This is a genomic window from Paracoccus suum, from assembly GCF_003324675.1.
In the GTDB taxonomy this organism is placed as follows: Bacteria; Pseudomonadota; Alphaproteobacteria; order Rhodobacterales; family Rhodobacteraceae; genus Paracoccus; species Paracoccus suum.
Genome location: NZ_CP030918.1, coordinates 1,588,137 through 1,603,955, shown reverse-complemented (window position 1 = coordinate 1,603,955; position 15,819 = coordinate 1,588,137). Strand labels below are relative to the sequence as shown.

Annotated in this window: 17 protein-coding genes; 10 read left to right on the top strand and 7 right to left on the bottom strand. The window is 69.7% G+C overall.

Translation table 11 applies throughout. The features are described from left to right. The first annotated feature begins 156 nt into the window (after positions 1-156). The 3 genes from DRW48_RS07815 to DRW48_RS07805 all read left to right on the top strand — a co-directional run bounded on the left by DRW48_RS07815 (position 157) and on the right by DRW48_RS07805 (position 1,699). Positions 157-882, top strand: a complete 726-nt coding sequence (locus DRW48_RS07815; protein ID WP_241963420.1) for a DUF6497 family protein — start codon at positions 157-159, stop codon at positions 880-882. A gap of 121 nt (positions 883-1,003) precedes the next feature. After that, entirely contained in the window at positions 1,004-1,204 is a 201-nt protein-coding gene (locus DRW48_RS07810; RefSeq protein WP_162784642.1) for a hypothetical protein, read from the top strand. Positions 1,205-1,300: 96 nt separating this feature from the next. After that, positions 1,301-1,699 carry a hypothetical protein gene (locus DRW48_RS07805; RefSeq protein ID WP_114075923.1) on the top strand — a complete coding sequence of 133 codons (399 nt, stop codon included), beginning with the start codon at positions 1,301-1,303 and terminating at the stop codon, positions 1,697-1,699. A 24-nt stretch (positions 1,700-1,723) separates the two neighbouring features. Here the strand turns inward: DRW48_RS07805 and DRW48_RS15895 are convergent, their stop codons facing one another. Further along, positions 1,724-2,206 (bottom strand): hypothetical protein, encoded by a 483-nt coding sequence (locus tag DRW48_RS15895; RefSeq protein WP_162784700.1) that lies wholly within the window; start codon positions 2,204-2,206, stop codon positions 1,724-1,726. Positions 2,207-2,420: 214 nt separating this feature from the next. On the opposite strand from DRW48_RS15895, the gene moaA reads away from it, so the two are divergent. From moaA to DRW48_RS07765, 7 genes are all read left to right on the top strand, one after another. After that, positions 2,421-3,443, top strand: coding sequence for a GTP 3',8-cyclase MoaA (moaA, locus tag DRW48_RS07795; protein WP_114075921.1), 1,023 nt, complete (start codon positions 2,421-2,423; stop codon positions 3,441-3,443). Next, positions 3,436-4,359 carry a PfkB family carbohydrate kinase gene (locus DRW48_RS07790; protein ID WP_114075920.1) on the top strand — a complete coding sequence of 308 codons (924 nt, stop codon included), beginning with the start codon at positions 3,436-3,438 and terminating at the stop codon, positions 4,357-4,359. Before moaA ends, DRW48_RS07790 begins: the two co-directional genes overlap by 8 nt. 37 nt (positions 4,360-4,396) lie before the next feature. After that, complete coding sequence (locus DRW48_RS07785; protein WP_114075919.1) at positions 4,397-5,320, top strand: pseudouridine-5'-phosphate glycosidase; 924 nt, start codon at positions 4,397-4,399, stop codon at positions 5,318-5,320. Positions 5,321-5,419: 99 nt separating this feature from the next. Further along, positions 5,420-6,649 carry a glutathionylspermidine synthase family protein gene (locus tag DRW48_RS07780; protein WP_114075918.1) on the top strand — a complete coding sequence of 410 codons (1,230 nt, stop codon included), beginning with the start codon at positions 5,420-5,422 and terminating at the stop codon, positions 6,647-6,649. 5 nt (positions 6,650-6,654) lie between these two features. Next, a complete protein-coding gene (locus DRW48_RS07775) occupies positions 6,655-7,344 on the top strand; it encodes a DUF1190 domain-containing protein (protein ID WP_241963419.1) in 690 nt (229 codons plus the stop codon). A 271-nt stretch (positions 7,345-7,615) separates the two neighbouring features. Then, on the top strand, positions 7,616-8,263 hold the full coding sequence (gene eda, locus DRW48_RS07770; RefSeq protein WP_114075917.1) for a bifunctional 4-hydroxy-2-oxoglutarate aldolase/2-dehydro-3-deoxy-phosphogluconate aldolase: 648 nt from the start codon (positions 7,616-7,618) through the stop codon (positions 8,261-8,263). Then, positions 8,260-9,465, top strand: coding sequence for an MFS transporter (locus DRW48_RS07765; RefSeq protein WP_114075916.1), 1,206 nt, complete (start codon positions 8,260-8,262; stop codon positions 9,463-9,465). The genes eda and DRW48_RS07765 overlap by 4 nt, the downstream gene beginning before the upstream one ends. On the opposite strand, the gene pgi is transcribed toward DRW48_RS07765, so the two are convergent. From pgi to DRW48_RS07735, 6 genes are all read right to left on the bottom strand, one after another. Then, positions 9,462-11,081, bottom strand: a complete 1,620-nt coding sequence (gene pgi, locus DRW48_RS07760; protein ID WP_114075915.1) for a glucose-6-phosphate isomerase — start codon at positions 11,079-11,081, stop codon at positions 9,462-9,464. The genes DRW48_RS07765 and pgi overlap by 4 nt on opposite strands. Beyond that, positions 11,081-11,785 carry a 6-phosphogluconolactonase gene (gene pgl / locus DRW48_RS07755; RefSeq protein ID WP_241963418.1) on the bottom strand — a complete coding sequence of 235 codons (705 nt, stop codon included), beginning with the start codon at positions 11,783-11,785 and terminating at the stop codon, positions 11,081-11,083. Before pgl ends, pgi begins: the two co-directional genes overlap by 1 nt. Positions 11,786-11,833: 48 nt before the next feature. Beyond that, positions 11,834-13,276 carry a glucose-6-phosphate dehydrogenase gene (gene zwf / locus DRW48_RS07750; protein ID WP_114075913.1) on the bottom strand — a complete coding sequence of 481 codons (1,443 nt, stop codon included), beginning with the start codon at positions 13,274-13,276 and terminating at the stop codon, positions 11,834-11,836. 91 nt (positions 13,277-13,367) lie between these two features. After that, positions 13,368-13,907 carry an RSP_2648 family PIN domain-containing protein gene (locus DRW48_RS07745; RefSeq protein WP_114075912.1) on the bottom strand — a complete coding sequence of 180 codons (540 nt, stop codon included), beginning with the start codon at positions 13,905-13,907 and terminating at the stop codon, positions 13,368-13,370. Further along, positions 13,907-15,118: an RSP_2647 family RNA methyltransferase gene (locus DRW48_RS07740; protein WP_114075911.1), complete on the bottom strand. Its 1,212-nt coding sequence runs from the start codon at positions 15,116-15,118 to the stop codon at positions 13,907-13,909. Before DRW48_RS07740 ends, DRW48_RS07745 begins: the two co-directional genes overlap by 1 nt. A gap of 295 nt (positions 15,119-15,413) precedes the next feature. Beyond that, a complete protein-coding gene (locus tag DRW48_RS07735; RefSeq protein ID WP_241963417.1) occupies positions 15,414-15,797 on the bottom strand; it encodes a hypothetical protein in 384 nt (127 codons plus the stop codon). Between the last annotated feature and the right edge of the window lie 22 nt (positions 15,798-15,819).

The following is a 15,819-nucleotide window of genomic DNA, read 5'->3' as shown; positions in this document are numbered from 1 at the left end:
GCGGGTCAAGACCCGCCAGTCGGGCCGCCGCCAGTGTTGACATGCGATCACACTGTGACGAGGCGGCGGCGCAGCGGGTTGCACCCGGCGGCGTCCGGGCCGACAAGGGATCACCCTTCGGGTGCCTGCCGCGCTTGACCAAAAGCTTGACCCGCCTTGCCTTACAAGCCGACACCTGCCCTGCACTGCCCCGCTGCCGCCGGTTTGGCGCTGACGGTGGCGCTGTTGGGCGCACAGTCCGCGGCGGCGCAGGCACCGCTGCCGACCACCTCCGAGGAAATCTCGGTCCCTTCCGGGCACAAGGCGAGGTGGCTCGATACCGTCAACGACGTGCCGGGACCGGCGGGGCTGACCTATCGCTACCGCTTTGTCATGCCCGACCTCGCAAAGCTGGTCCCCGCCACCGACGGCCCGGCCGGAGAGGAACTGACCGAGGAAGACATGGCGGAGCTGGACGGGCTGGGCAGCGCCCCCGCGACGCCGGGCCAGATGATGGACATGGCCCCGATCGACGGCGGGTCGGGCACAGAGGTGGGCGAACTGGGTGAGGCCGAACTGGTCGACCCCGAGGACCTCGACCTGCCCGATTTCCGCCCCGAGGATTTCGCCGAAGGGGCCGAGGCGGACGCGGACCAGCCCGGCGCCCTGCCGCCCGATCCCGATCTGCTGCTGCAGGACCCGGTACATGGCGACATCGTCTGGCTGTGCGACAACTGGGTCCTGCCGCGCCTCGATCCGGCGAAACCGCTGCCCGGACAGGTGGTCATCAGCCTCGCCGACCGTCCGACGACCTTTGGCGAAGCCGACCTGCAGGCGATCCAGCTGTTCGAGGCCTTCGCCATCGCGCCGGACCGTAAGAGCTGCATCTGGCAGGGTTTTTGACCGCTCTAATTCGCGTGTTGCCTGATGCAGGCCGGCCACAGGGACCGTCCGCATGGGGCTTTCCCGGCGGCCCCTGACTGTCGGCACCCCGCCGCGGCCCATAGACTGTCACAGCCGGGGCATGTCGCCGTGGCAGATCGAGCAGCCGGGGCGCACGAACCCCGCCCAACAGGAGAAAAAGTTCATGTTCCAGCGCATTGCCGCCGCCGCCCTCATCCTCGGCGTTCTCGCCGCCTGCCAGCCGCGCCAGCCCGAGGTCGTCGCCACCACGTCCACCGTCACCACCGAGCCCGTATTCCAGGGCAAATACGGCGCCAACTAAGGCCCCTTTCGCCCGGCGCGCGGAACCGTCATGGTTCCCGCGCGCCGTTGCGCCTCCTCGCGGGCGCCATTGTCCACCGATCCGCCAAGGCCGGCCATGCTCAAGCACCGACGCTTTCCGGGGCGCCTGCCCTCGTCCGACCAGCAATTCGTGATCCGCCGCGCCAACCCCAAGGGCGCGACCAAGCTGATCGCGCGTGAGCGGTTCCGCGACCGCTCGGCCCAGGAACGGCGGGCTGACACCGCGTTTCTGGCCGCGTTGATCGAACATTTCGGCGACGAGCCGTTCGAGCGTGGCAACCTCGACGCTGGCCGTCTTTCCTGGCTGCTGGGCCGCGAGGTCCAGGCGGTCGGCAAGCTGGACCCGACCAGCTACGAGCAACTGCTGCGGGTAGATATGGCCCGCGCCGAGGCCAGCTTTCCCGAACTGTTCGCCGACGAGGCCCCCGATTTCGGCTGGGGTGACGACGAGGATGACGACGCGGACGAGGACTGAGGCCCCCTCCCGCGTCGCGCAGGCTTACAGTGCAAAGACCTCGACTTCCGGCAGATCAGTCAGATCGGCCCCCAGCGCCTGCATGGTCCCGAGCGAGGCCTGACTGCCCGAGCCGCCGCTGCTGAGCGGCAGCAGTACGACCTGCGCGGTCTTGCCCGTCTCGGGATTGACCACGCGGCCATTGGTGCGGGCCTTGACCAGCGGCGTCTTCAGCCACAACCCACCCTCGCCGGCGGCCCCCAGCGAGGCGACGGTCTTGCCGAGACTACCTTTGGCACCGGCGGCCGCAGCCGCAGCGCCATTTTCCGGCGCGACCGGGGTCGGCGTGCCCGCACCCGCCGTCGCCGTCGTCTGGACGGAGGCCGTGGTCGTCGGCGCGGCGGGCGGCGTCTTGCCGTTCATGCCGCCTGTATAGCCCCCGCCCCCGAGCGCGGTTCCATCGCAGGCGGACAGGGTCAGGATCGCCGCACAGGCCGCCAGCGGCGGCAGCATCTTCAGACGAGGCATCGCATTCTCCGATAAATTGGCCGTGAGCCGAGGTTAGGGACTGGCGTGCTGTCAGTCCACGCCACCTTGGACCGATGCGAGCAATTACGCCGATCGATCGGAACAGCCGCCCGACTGCGCCAAGCAACCACCGCCGCAGGCGGAGCGGCCTTCGCCCCGATCCCCACGCTCACCTGCGCTTGTGCCTGCCTGGCCCCGGGCTTATCTTGACCCCATGGTAACCCCGGTTCTCGCCGACACCCCGCCCCTGATCGACCCCTTTGCGCGGCCGATTACCTACCTGCGCGTCTCGGTGACGGACCGCTGCGATTTTCGCTGCACCTATTGCATGACCGAGCACATGCAGTTCCTGCCCAAGGTGGAACTGCTGACCCTCGAAGAGTTGACGCGCCTGTGCAACGCCTTCGTCGATCTCGGCGTGCGCAAGCTGCGCGTGACGGGCGGCGAGCCGCTGGTGCGGCGCAACATCATGTCCTTCTTCCAGTCCATGTCGGACCGCTTGGGGCATGGCCTCGACGAGCTGACGCTGACCACGAACGGCAGCCAGCTGGCGCGTTTTGCCCAAGACCTCGCGGCCTGCGGCGTGCGGCGTGTGAACGTCTCGCTCGACACGCTTGATCCCGACCGTTTTGCCGCGATCACCCGCTGGGGCCGGTTGCCGCAAGTGTTGGCCGGCATCGACGCCGCCCGCGCCGCCGGACTGCGAGTGAAGATAAACACCGTCGCCCTGAAGGGTTTCAACGAGGACGAACTGGACCGGCTGGTCGATTGGTGCGCTGCCGATGGGCATGACCTGACGTTCATCGAAGTGATGCCCATGGGCGAGATGGGCGAGGACGCGCGCCTCGGCCAGTATTGGCCCCTGTCGGACCTGCGCGCCCGCCTGGAATCCAGCCGCACCCTGATCCCGCTGGCCGAGCGGACCGGGGGCCCGGCCCGCTATGTCCGCGTTGCCGAAACCGGCCAGACCATCGGCTTTATCACCCCCCTGACGCATAATTTCTGCGAGAGCTGCAACCGCGTGCGCGTAACCTGCACGGGCGAGTTGTTCATGTGCCTCGGGCAGGAGGACAACGCCGACCTGCGCGCGCCGCTGCGCGCGAGCGAGGATGATGCGCCCGTGCGCGAGGCGATCCGGGCCGCCATCGCCCGCAAGCCAAAGGGCCATGACTTCGACTACTCGCGCCAGCGGGTCGCAGGCCAGGTCAGCCGCCACATGAGCCATACGGGTGGCTGAAAAGGGCCTCGCGTGCTCGGCCTTGTGTATCGGCGCGGCCCATTGGGACCTGATCGGCCGCAGTGCCGCTACCGTCATGCCGGGCGATGATCTGACCGGCACCGTCACCCGCCGGGCGGGCGGTGTCGCTGTCAATGTCGCCCGCGCCCTGAACCGGGCCGGCATCAGCCCGTTGCTGCTGTCAGCCGTCGGCGATGACGGCGCCGGCGCGGAACTGGGCGAGGCACTAGGCGCCGACGGGATCGGGGTGACTTTCCTCCTGCGCCTGCCCGGGCACGCCACCGGCAGCTATGTCGCGGTCGAGGACCCTTCGGGCCTGATCGCTGCCATTGCCGATACCACGACGCTCGAGGCCGCCGGCGCGCGCATCCTGACGCCTTTGCGCGATGGCAGCCTCGCCTCGGCCGGCCGGCCTTTCGCGGGTGTGGCGGTGATCGACGGCAACCTGTCGCCCGAATTGCTGGCTCGGGTCGTGGCCGAGCCGGGGCTGCGCGGCGCCGATCTGCGTGTCGCCTCGGCGAGCCCGGCCAAGGCGGCACGCCTGCGCCCGCTGCTGGGCCGCACCCATGCCTGCCTGTGCCTCAACCGCGCCGAGGCCGAGGCGATCTGCGGCGAGACACTGCCCAGCGCCGCCGCCGCGGTCCAGGCGCTGCTCTCGCGCGGGGTGCGCCGGGCAATTGTCACCGATGGCCCGCGCCCAGCGGCCGAGGCCTCCAGCGGCGAGGCGCCGGTGACCGCAACCCCGCCCAATGTTAGTGTCATCGCCCATGTGACTGGCGCGGGCGACACCGCGCTCGCTGCCCATATCGCCGCCGAAATGGCCGGCGCCAGCCGCCAGGCCGCGCTGACCCGCGCGGTCGCCGCAGCCTCGGCCCATATCTCGGCCGGCAGCCTGACCTTCGCGCCGACGGCGTGACGGCACCGACCACCCCTCCCGCCGGCAAGGACCGCCCATGCAGCCCGACCAGACCGCCCTGCCTCTCGACCTGTCGCCCGAGGTTGCGGCCGCCCGGGCCGCGGGCCAGCCGGTCGTTGCGTTGGAATCGACCATCATCACCCATGGCATGCCCTGGCCGCGTAACCTTGACATGGCCCGTTCCGTCGAGGCGGCGGTGCGCGAGGCCGGCGCCGTGCCCGCGACCATTGCCGTCATGGCCGGCCGCATCCGCATCGGTCTGCCCGACGCTGACCTGACGGCGCTGGCGCAGACCCCCGCGGCCGAGGTGATGAAGCTGTCGCGCGCCGATCTGGCGGTGGCCCTGGCCAGCGGGCGCACCGGCGCCACCACCGTCGCCGCGACCATGATCTGCGCCAATCTGGCCGGCATCCGGGTCTTCGCGACCGGCGGTATTGGCGGCGTTCATCGCGGCGCCGAGGCCAGCTTTGACGTCAGCGCCGACCTTGAGGAACTGGCGCGCACGCCGGTCACGGTGGTCGCCGCGGGCGCGAAGGCGATCCTGGATCTGCCCAAGACACTCGAAGTGCTGGAGACGCGTGGGGTGCCGGTCATCGCCTATGGCCAGAACGCGTTTCCCGCCTTCTGGTCGCGCGACAGCGGCCTGCCCGCCCCGCTGCGCATGGACAGCCCGGCCGAAATCGCCGGTGCGGCGCGGATGCGCGCCCGCCTCGGGATCGAAGGTGGCCAGCTGGTGGTCAACCCGATCCCACCCGAGGCCGAGATCCCGCGGGCCGAAATCGACCCGATCATCGCCCGCGCCCTGCGGGAGGCGGCCGAGGCGGGGATCGCCGCGAAAGCCGTGACGCCATGGCTGCTGCAGCGCATCTTCGAGCTGACCGAGGGCCGCTCGCTGGAAGCCAACATCGCGCTGGTACTGAACAATGCCCGCCTCGCCGGCCAGATCGCGGCCGCGATGTAGCCTGGCGCGCGCATGTTCGACGCCGGCTGCGGCCACCCGAGCTTGCATCCCCGGACCCCGCTTGCCATGTCCGGGACACAACAGCCGTAAGGGAACGCCATGCAAAAGATCACCCTGCCTGAACGGGCCGGCTGGCGCGACCGGGCCGCGACGCTCGGCTTCACCTTCGCCGACATGGGCGGCGAGCCCTATTGGGACGAGACGAGCGCTTACCGCTTTACGCTGGAGGAGATCGAGCAGCACATCGAAGCGCCCGCCGGCGAGTTGCACGCCCTGTGCCGCGCCGCGGTCGAACGCGCCATCACCTCGGAGGAGTGGATGGAGCGCCTGGCCATTCCACAGACGCAGCGCGACTTTGTCGCCGCCAGTTGGCGCGCCGGCGAGCCAGAGCTTTACGGCCGGTTCGACCTCGCCTGGGGCGCCAGCGGCCAGACCCATGCGAAGCTGCTGGAATACAACGCCGATACCCCGACATCCCTTTATGAGTCCGCCTCGTTCCAGTGGCTCTGGTTGGAGGAGGCGCGGGCCGCCGGCCTGCTGCCGCCCGATGCCGACCAGTTCAACTCGATCCACGAGGCGCTGGTCGACCGCTGGGCCGAGATCGCGGCCCCCGACACTGACGTCCACTTCGCCGCCGACAAGGAAAACCCCGAGGATTACGCCACTGTCGAGGCGCTGGCATGGGCCGCGCGCGAGGCCGGGCTCGGCGCGCATTTCACCGATCTTTCGGCCATCGGCGTCACCGAGGAGGGCCAGTTCGCGGACAGCGAGGACCGGGTCATCGGCGCCCTCTTCAAGCTCTACCCCTGGGAGGACATGCTGCGCGACGACTTTGCGCCCTACCTCGCCCCCTCGGGCTGCCGCTTCATCGAGCCGCCGTGGAAGGCGCTTGTGTCGAACAAGGGCCTGCTGCCCCTGTTGTGGGAGATGGAGCCGGGCCATCCCAACCTGCTGCCGGCGTTCTTTGCCGCCGATATCGAAGATGCGCTCGCCGGCGGCGCGCCCGCGCCGCAGGTCGCCAAGGCCTTTGCCGCCGCTGAGGGCGCGTTGCGACGCGGCCATGTACGCAAGCCGATCTTTTCGCGCGAAGGGGCCGGAGTTACCTTTGTCGAGGGCGGCCAGCCGACCGACACCTCGCCCGACCAGGATTACGTGCATCACCCCATGATCATCCAGGCGCTGGCGCCGCTGCCGTCATTCGATGGCTTTCATCCCGTCCTCGGGGCATGGATGGTGGGCGAGGCCTGTGTTGGCCTGGGGATGCGCGAGGATCGCAGCCGCATCACGCAGAACCTGTCGCGGTTCAAACCGCATTTCATCGAAGGGTGAGCGCCATGACCGTCCCGACCAAGATCGCCGCCCGCGGCCCCGCCGACGATGCGATGCCCGACGCTTTGGCCGCGCCGGAGCGTCCCCGCCGGATGCGCTCGCGCCGGGTGGCGCTGGCGCTGGCTGGCGCAACCATCCTGACGCTGGCTGCCTGCGAGGACAAAAAGGTCGATGCCGAGGCGTTTCCGGACCTCGAAAGTTGCCTTGCCGCGGCCAAGAAGGATTCACTGTTCTTTACGGCCGACGACTGCAACAAGGCCTTCGCCGACGCCAAGAAGAACTGGGAGGAGACGGCCCCCCGCTACGACAGCAAGGCGGTCTGCGAGGAGCAGCACGGGGTCGGCAACTGCGGCGGCGATCCGGTGGCGCAGCCGGGTGGCGGGTTTTCGTTCATGCCGCTTTTCATGGGCTACATGCTCGGCTCGATGCTCGGCCGGGGCGGCGGCGTGTTCAGCCAGCCGATGATCCGCAACAGCGCGAACGGATATACCACACCGAATGGCGATCAGAGCTTCGCCAGCAACCGCGGCACCGGCAAGGTCGCGCCCTCGACCTTCAACCGCGCCCCCGCGACGATCGGCAAGGCCCCGATGAGCGCGGCGCAGGTGCGTCAGCGCGGCGGCTTTGGCAGCTCGGCCACGCGTGGCACAGGCGTGACCCGCAGCACAGGCGGCGCGCGCAGCTACGGCGGGTAAGGGCCGGCGCTTAAGGCCAACTGCCCTCTTAGCGCGCCCCGAATTTGGTGCGGCCGCCGACATGCCGCGCCGCGTGCAGGTGCCGCGGACGAGAGAACGCCGCTTAGCGCAAGCGGCCGCCTCAAGCGGTTCCCCTCGGCGGAGGTCCGATATGTGGCGACGGTGCTGCCATCCCGCCCGGTAACATCGAAAATTTCGCATGGGTCTTGCGACTAGTCAGGTTTTGGCGCCAGGTTCGCGCCAGCAAACACGACCTGTCAGAGGGGCGAGCATGACGCCGACCGATCAGTCCCGCGCGACCCGCGCCCTTGCCGCCCTCGCCCCTGTCATTCCGGTCCTGGTCATCGACGATGCCGCGCGCGCGGTCGATCTGGCCTCGGCCCTGGTTGCCGGGGGCTTGCCGGTGCTGGAGGTGACTCTGCGCACGCCGGCCGCGCTGGCGGCAATCCGGGCGATGGCCGATGTGCCGGGGGCGGAGGTCGGGGCGGGCACCGTGCTGACGCGCGATGATGCGGCCCGTGCGCTCGATGCCGGGGCGCGCTTTGCCGTCTCGCCGGGCCTCACCGAGGCACTGGCCCGAGGCTGCACCGAGCTTGGGCTGCCCCTGCTGCCCGGCGCCGCAACCGCGTCCGAGGTGATGGCAGCGCTCGATCTGGGCTACGACATGCTCAAGTTCTTTCCGGCCGAGCCTGCCGGCGGGCCGGCCGCCCTCGCCGGGCTTGGCGGCCCGCTGCCGGCGGCGCGTTTCTGCCCGACCGGCGGCATCACTCTCGCCAATGCGCCGCGCTATCTGGCGCTGGCAAACGTCGCCTGCGTCGGCGGCAGCTGGATCGCGCCCGTGGCCGATCAGGCCGCCGGCAACTGGGCCGAAATCGAGGCCCGCGCCCGCGCCGCCGCCGCCCTAGTTGCCCAATCATGACGCCTGAGGCGCGCCGCACCTGGCGCAACGTCGCGGTCCTGGTACTCGCCCAATCCGTCCTCGGCGCGCAGATGACCATCCAGTTCATCGCCGGCGGCCTCGTCGGCCAGCAACTGGCCTGGACGCCGTGCCTTGCGACACTGCCGCTGTCGATGATGATCCTCGGCTCGACCCTTTCGGCGCGGCCGCTCGCCGGTTTCATGGCGCGCCACGGCCGCCGGGCCGGCTTTACCCTTGCCAGCGCCGTCGCCGGCACCGGCGCGGTGCTCGCGACGTTGGGAGTGCGCTATGCCAATTTCGGGCTGTTCATGGCCGGCACGACCCTCTGCGGTTGCTATATGGCGGCGCAGGGGTTTTTCCGCTTTGCCGCCACTGACACCGCCCCGCCTGAGCTCGAGCCAAAGGCGATCAGTCTTGTGCTGGCCGGCGGCCTTGTCTCGGCGCTGACCGGGCCCGCCATCGTCGCCGCGACCGGCTCGCTGATGGCGACGCCGTTTCTGGCGACCTATGCGACGGTGATCGGCCTGAACCTGGCCGGCCCGCTGATCTTTTCCTTCCTCGACATTCCGCGCCGGCCGCCGCCGCCCCCGCGCCCCGCGGGTGCACCCTCGGCCACACCGCTGATCCGCCAGCCGCAGATCGTGGTCGCAATCATCTGCGGCATGGTCAGCTATGCGCTGATGAACCTGGTCATGACCTCGACCCCTCTGGCGATGGTCGGTTGCGGATTTTCCCCGGACATCGTGGCGGGCGTCGTCTCATCGCATGTGCTGGCGATGTATGTGCCAAGCTTCTTCACTGGCCACCTGATCGCGCGCTTTGGCGCGCCGCGGATCGTGGCGATGGGCCTTGTCATCCTCGCCGCGGCCGGCGCGGTGGCGCTGTCGGGAATCACCCTTGGCAACTTCTTCGGAACGCTGGTCCTGCTGGGGCTTGGCTGGAACTTTGGCTATATCGGCGCGACCGCCATGCTGACCCGTGCCCAAGGGCGCGAGGGACGCGAGCGCATCCAGGGCATCAACGATTCCTTCGTGTTTGGCGGGGTGTTCTTCGCGTCGCTCGGCTCGGGCGGGCTGCTGAACTGCACCGGGGGCGGCACCGTCGCCGGCTGGAACGCGGTCAATCTGGCGATGGTCCCGTTCCTGCTGCTCGCCGGCGCGGCACTGGTCTGGCTGATGCAGCGCCGCAGGCAGGCGGCCTAGGCGTCCCGGACCCAGGCGGCCAGCCGCACCGTCGAGGGGTCGTGTCCCGGCGCGGGCTGCCCCTCAAGAAGCGGGGCGACCTGCAGCGCCAGTTGCTTGCCCAGTTCGACCCCCCACTGGTCAAAGCTGTTGATCCCCAGGATCACGCCCTCGACGAACACCCGATGCTCGTAAAGCGCGACGATCTGCCCAAGGGCGAACGGCGTCAGCCGCTCTATCAGCATCGTGGTCGAGGGGCGGTTGCCCGGGAACACCCGGTGTCGGGCCTGACGCTCAAGCTCGGCACCAGTCAGGCCCCTGGCAGCCATCAGGGCCCGCGCCTCGTCGAGGCTGCGGCCGCGCATCAGCGCCTCGGACTGGGCGAGGCAATTGGCGGCCAGCAGCAGGTGATGGTGGTCCAACGCGGCCTCGTGGCCACGAGCTGGCAGGATGAACTCGGCCGGGACGATCTGGGTGCCCTGGTGGATCAGCTGGTAAAAGGCGTGCTGCCCGTTCGTCCCCGGCTCGCCCCAGACCACGGGCCCCGATGGCAGCGCCAGCGGGGTTCCGTCCATCGCGACGCTCTTGCCGTTACTCTCCATCTCCAGCTGCTGCAGATAGGCCGGCAGACGGCCGAGGCGTTGGTCGTAAGGCAGCACTGCGCGGGTGGGATAACCGCAGACCTGGTGGTGCCACAGCCCGACGAGGGCGAGGATCACCGGCATGTTCTGCGCCAACGGTGCGGTGCGGAAATGCGTATCCATCGCCGCGCCACCGGCGAGGAGCTGGTCGAAATCATCCGGGCCAATCGCCAGCATCAGCGAGAGGCCAATGGGTCCCCACATCGAATAGCGCCCCCCGACCCAGTCGGCGAAGCCGAACACCCGGTCCGGCGGAATGCCGAAATCGGCGGTCTTGTCCTCGGCGGTCGAGACGGCGGCGAAATGGGCCGCGGGGTCCGGCACCGCGGCCGCTAGCCAAGCGCGGGCGGTCGCGGCATTGGTCATCGTCTCGATGGTGGTGAAAGTCTTCGAGGATACGACGACCAGAGTCGTCGCGGGGTCAAGCCTTGCCAGCGTGTCGGCAATATCCGCGCCATCGACGTTGCTGACGAAATGGACTCGCGGGCCATCCGCATAGGGCGAGAGCGCGCGCGCCGCCATCGCCGGGCCCAGGTCGCTGCCGCCGATGCCGATGTTGACCACGTCGCGCACCGGACCGCCGGTTACCGTGAAATCGCTGCCGCGCACGGCATTCGCGAATTTCCGCATCCGTGCGAGCGTCCGGCGCACGTCCGGCAACACGTCATGTCCGTCTACCATGACCGGGGCCGCACCCTCGGGCGCGCGCAGCGCGGTGTGCAGGACCGCGCGGCCCTCGGTCTCGTTGATCGGGGCGCCGGTGAACATCTGCTCGCGCCGGGCGGGCACGCCCGCGGCCTCCGCCAGCGCCAACAGCAGATCGCGCGCCGGGGCGTCGATCGCGGTCTTTGACCAATCCAGCAGCGTGCCGTCGGCTGTAGTCGAGAATGCCTCGGCCCGGCTCGGGTCCGCCGCGAACAGATCCTCGATGCGCAGGGCGCCCTGGGTCGCCCGGCGGGCCTTGAGGTCGGACCAGATGTGATCGACGCCCGTCATTACGGGGCCCAGTGGATTGTCAGGTGTTCGAGCAGCCCCAGGATCGGCGCCTCGGCCGGGTCGGTGCCCTCGGGCATCGACAATGCCCGGGCGAGGGCGGCGCGCTTGGAATCGCCGACGATCAGCAGATGCGCCCCGCCCGCCGCCTGCAGCACCGGCAGGGTCAGGGACACGCGCGGCTCGCGCTCTGGCGCCGGGCCCTCCATCGCCATCAGCGGCGGGGCATCGGGCGACAATGCCTGCACGATCCCCGGCGCACCGGGAAAGAGGCTGGCGGTGTGCAGATCGTCCCCCATGCCGACCACCAGCGCGGTCAGCGGCAGGTGCGGGGCGAGATGCGCGCTCAGGCCGGGCGCCGCCGCCTGCGGCGTCGGCTCGCCATCGTAGAGGTCGATCAGCTTTGCCATGACCGCCTCGTCGCGCAGCAGGTGGCGGCGGATCAGCGCCGCGTTGCTGCGCGGATGATCGGCCGGTACCCATCGCTCGTCAGCCGGAAAGACGGTGACCTGCGCCCAATCCAGCTCCTGGCGTGCCAGCGCCTCCAGAAAGAGGCCCGGCGTTGTGCCGCCCGGCAGGGCGAGGCTGGCCCGGCCCTCCGCCGCGATGCCGGCGCGCAGAGTGTCGGCAACGCTCGCCGCCAGACCCTCGGCCTGTTCCGCACGGTCCGGATAATCGATCTGGCGCATCTCACCTCCCAAGGACATAGCCACGCTCCTTCTTTGCCGCAGGTTCGGCGCGGCGGCCCAAAGTCGTCAGGCGCGGATCTCGCGCCAGCGGCGGTTGTCGCGGTGCATCAACCGCGAAGCCTCCTCGGGCCCGCCAGAGCCAGGATCATAAGCCTCGGGACTGGCGGCGGCCTCGTCCCAGGCGCGGATGATCGGGTCGGTCCAGGCCCAGGCGGCCTCGACCTCGTCGCCGCGCATGAACAGGGTCTGGTTGCCACGGATCACGTCCATGATCAGCCGCTCGTATGCGTCCGGCATGTCGGTCCCGTCCGGCCCCAGCGCCTCGGCAAAGCTCATGTCGAGGGGCACCTGCACGAGGCGCATACCGCCCGGTCCCGGCTCCTTGATGTTCACGCGCAGCGTCATGCCCTCGTTGGGCTGCAGTTTTATGACGAGCGCATTGGCGGGAGGGTCGCTCTCGTCAAAGATCGAATGCGGCGGCTCCTTGAAGATCACCGCGATCTCGGAAGTGCGGGCCCGCAGCCGCTTGCCTGTGCGCAGATAGAAGGGCGTGCCGGTCCAGCGCCAGTTGGCGATCTCTACCTTCAGGGCGACAAAGCTTTCAGTCCGGCTGTCCGGGTTTTCGGCATCGGCACGGTAGTCCTCGGCCGGGCCGCGATACTGGCCGCGCACTATGTCCTCCGGTCCAATAGGGGCCAGTGCGCGGATCACTTTCAGCTTTTCATCACGCACCGCGTCGGGGTCGAAATGCCACGGCGGCTCCATCGCGATCAGGCAAAGCAGCTGCATCATGTGGTTCTGGACCATGTCGCGGATCGCGCCCGACTGGTCGTAATAGCTGCCGCGCCCGGCAACACCCACAGTCTCGGCCACCGTGATCTGCACATGGTCGATGTTCTGCGCGTTCCACAGCGGCTCGAACAGCATGTTGGCAAAGCGCACGGCCATCAGGTTCTGGACCGTTTCCTTGCCCAGGTAATGGTCGATCCGGTAGATCTGCCCCTCGGCAAAGTGCTGGGCGAGGGTCCCGTTCAGCGCCCGGGCGCTTTCCAGATCGCGGCCGAAGGGTTTTTCGACCACGATCCGGCTGTCCGCATCGGCGATGCCATGGCTCGCCAGACGCTCAGCAATGGCGCCGAACAGCGCCGGCGCGACAGAAAAGTAGAATGCCCGGATGACTCCCGGCCGCATGGTCTTGGCGAGGGTGTCCCAGCCCGTCTCGCCGGTGGCATCGACGGCGATGTAATCCAGATGCGCGGCAAAGCTGTCGAGGCTGGCTGCATCGGGCGGCGTGCCGCTGTATTCCTTGATGGCGGCGATCGCCTCGGCCCGAAAGGCGGCGGCATCCTGCTGGGTGCGGGCGGCGCCGATGATCCGCGCCCCTTCGGGGATCTGGCCGGCAAGCCAGCGCCGGAACAGTCCCGGCAGGATCTTGCGATGCGCCAGATCGCCGGTCGCCCCAAAGATCACGAGGTCGAACTCATCGACTGGAATGACGCGCGAGACCATGTTGCCTCCGTTCTGACAGCGGGCGGTCCAGCGGATAAGCCCTCGGCGTGTCAGCGGCAAGGCACGCCTGCGGATCGGGACGGGGGCCGCATCAGTCCCGGAGCAGTTTCGCCAGCCGGGGCAGGCGCGCGCGTTTCAACATATCGCGCAATTCCAGCGGCCCCCCCGCGGCCTCGGCCCGGGCATGGGCGTCGTGGACCGCGGCCGTGACGGATTCCGGCGCGCTACGCCAGAGCGAGGACAACACCTCGTCGGGGTGGCGCGACTCCAGCCCCACGGCGGCCAGCGCGTGGCGCGGGAAATCGCGCAGGTTGGCGGTGATGATCAGCGGCGCGCCGCGCGCCAGGGCGGCTTCGATCACATGGCGGTCGGCCGGGTCCGGCAGGTCAAGGCCGATGGCGCGGCTGCCGTCATCGGCGGCCATCGCGGCAGGAAAGGCGGCCTGCGCGAGCGCCGCCTCGACCCCCGAGACGCGCGCGCCCTCGGGTCCGAGGCGGGCGGCGGCGCGGGTCCATTCGCCGAGGATGCGGGCCGACCAGACGGGTTCGATCAGCCCGCGCGAGGCGCAGCCAAGCAGGATCTCGCGCAGGACGGTGGGGTAAAGGACGCAGGCGTCCAGCACCGCCCGCATCAGCCGTCCAGCCGAAAGAACAGCGCCTTCAGATATCCGCTCTCGGCCAGTTGCGGCAGCATCGGATGGTCGGGCCCGGCAAAGCCGGTGTGGATGAGCTGCATCCGCCGGCCGCCTCGACCGATGCCGCGGGCCGAGGCGTTGCGGAAGGCCGCCAGATCGGCCGCATGGCTGCAAGAGCAAAGGCACAGGTATCCGCCGGGCGCGACCAGCGGCGCGGCAAGGCGGGCGACCCGCTCGTAAGCGCGCAACCCGGCCTCGAGCGCGGGCTTGGCGGGGGCAAAGGCGGGCGGATCGCAGATCACCAGCTCAAAGCTGGCGCCCTCGGACGCCAGCCCCTCCATCGCGGCAAAGGCATCCTCGCGCCGGGTGGTCAGCCGGTCTGCGGCGCCCATGGCCGCCGCCCCGCCCTCGGCCAGCGCTAGCGCGGGGGCCGAGCCGTCGACGCAGGTCGCATGCATCGCCCCGGCGGCCAGCGCAGCAAGGCCAAAGCCGCCCACATGGGTGAACACGTCCAACACCCGCGCACCGGCCGCGAGACGCTGCGCAAAGGCGTGGTTGGGCCGCTGGTCGTAGAACAGGCCGGTCTTTTGCCCGCCCATCACATCCGCCAGATAGATCGCGCCGTTCATCGGCACCTCGATCGGGGCGGCGGGCGCGTCGCCAATCAACGCCTCCATCCGTTCGGACAGGCCTTCGAGCGATCGGGCCCGGCCGGCACCGTTCAGGATGACCGTGCCAAGGCCGCAGACATCCACGAGCGCCGCGGCGATGTCCCCAGACATGCGCTCGGCCCAGGCGGCGTTCGGCTGGATCACGGCGAGATCACCAAAGCGGTCGATCACCAGGCCCGGCAACCCGTCAGCCTCGGCATGGACCAGACGGTAGAACGGCGCGTCGTAGAGCCGCTCGCGCAGGGCCAGCGCGCGGCTGATCCGGCCGGCAAGCCAGGCCCGGTCGATCACCGCTTCCGGGTCGGGGTCCATCATCCGGGCGACGATTTTTGACACCGGGTTGACGGTCACGACCCCCATCGGCCGCTGAGCATCATCCTGAAGGACGGCGAAACTGCCCGGCTCGATGCCCTTCGTGCGGCGGTCGAGGACGACCTCATCGGCATAAACCCATGGAAACCCGTGCCGGATCGCCTGAGGCTTGGTCTTGGGGCGCAGGCGGAAGATGGGCAGCATGGCGGCCTTTGGCTGAAACATGGAACGCGTCCCTGTGCCACGGTCCGGGTCCGGGGGGCAAGGCGCGGTGCCGTGGGACCGGAGCGCGGCGGAGTGCGGTGAAAGCGGGCCGACGCGCCGGATCCAATGCTCGCCGCACGGGGGCGCCCGTCGCACACAGGAGGCCTCGGCCACACCGGTGCTGCCCGGAGGAGGAGCCCAAGAAGGGCGCCGCGTCGTGTGGCCCAACGCCTCGGACCACGGACCGCGCGGTTGCGGCGTCAGGCGGCACGAGCGGGCGCGCAAGTTGTCACCGTGGCCCGACCACCCCAAGCCGTCACGACGGGGTCAGCCGTACCTGATCCTCGGTGCCCAGCAGCAGGATGTCGGACAGTGCCGCCTCGACCGCGTCGCGAATGCGGCGGGCGCGATCTCCCGCCTCGGCATCGGCCGGCGCGCCATCCTCGCCCGCCGCGGCGCGCACCTCGCGGAAATGTCGCGGGCTGACCGTCAACTCGCCGGTAAACGATCCGCCGAGTGTCTTGTAGGCGGCGATCAGCGTGCGCAGCCGCTCGTTGATCTGGCGGTTCACCCGCTGCTGGCGTGCCTGGATCGTCAGCATCACCAGGACTCGCACGCCGACCCCGATCAGCGTGAACAGCGCCAGCCCCATCAGGGTCGTCAGCAGCCCATGCATCGAGCTGAAATCAAAATTGCGCACCTGCCCGCCCCCGGTTTCGACG

Excerpts from the sequence above, each read along its gene's own strand:
- eda (WP_114075917.1), top strand. The coding sequence starts at position 7,616 with ATGACGCCGACCGATCAGTCCCGCGCGACCCGCGCCCTTGCCGCCCTC.
- zwf (WP_114075913.1), bottom strand. The coding sequence starts at position 13,276 with ATGGTCTCGCGCGTCATTCCAGTCGATGAGTTCGACCTCGTGATCTTT.
- pgl (WP_241963418.1), bottom strand. The coding sequence starts at position 11,785 with ATGTCCTTGGGAGGTGAGATGCGCCAGATCGATTATCCGGACCGTGCG.
- DRW48_RS07810 (WP_162784642.1), top strand. The coding sequence starts at position 1,004 with ATGTCGCCGTGGCAGATCGAGCAGCCGGGGCGCACGAACCCCGCCCAA.
- DRW48_RS07805 (WP_114075923.1), top strand. The coding sequence starts at position 1,301 with ATGCTCAAGCACCGACGCTTTCCGGGGCGCCTGCCCTCGTCCGACCAG.
- moaA (WP_114075921.1), top strand. The coding sequence starts at position 2,421 with ATGGTAACCCCGGTTCTCGCCGACACCCCGCCCCTGATCGACCCCTTT.
- pgi (WP_114075915.1), bottom strand. The coding sequence starts at position 11,081 with ATGACGGGCGTCGATCACATCTGGTCCGACCTCAAGGCCCGCCGGGCG.
- DRW48_RS07740 (WP_114075911.1), bottom strand. The coding sequence starts at position 15,118 with ATGTTTCAGCCAAAGGCCGCCATGCTGCCCATCTTCCGCCTGCGCCCC.
- DRW48_RS07745 (WP_114075912.1), bottom strand. The coding sequence starts at position 13,907 with ATGCGGGCGGTGCTGGACGCCTGCGTCCTTTACCCCACCGTCCTGCGC.
- DRW48_RS07780 (WP_114075918.1), top strand. The coding sequence starts at position 5,420 with ATGCAAAAGATCACCCTGCCTGAACGGGCCGGCTGGCGCGACCGGGCC.
- DRW48_RS07775 (WP_241963419.1), top strand. The coding sequence starts at position 6,655 with ATGACCGTCCCGACCAAGATCGCCGCCCGCGGCCCCGCCGACGATGCG.
- DRW48_RS07785 (WP_114075919.1), top strand. The coding sequence starts at position 4,397 with ATGCAGCCCGACCAGACCGCCCTGCCTCTCGACCTGTCGCCCGAGGTT.
- DRW48_RS07765 (WP_114075916.1), top strand. The coding sequence starts at position 8,260 with ATGACGCCTGAGGCGCGCCGCACCTGGCGCAACGTCGCGGTCCTGGTA.
- DRW48_RS15895 (WP_162784700.1), bottom strand. The coding sequence starts at position 2,206 with ATGCCTCGTCTGAAGATGCTGCCGCCGCTGGCGGCCTGTGCGGCGATC.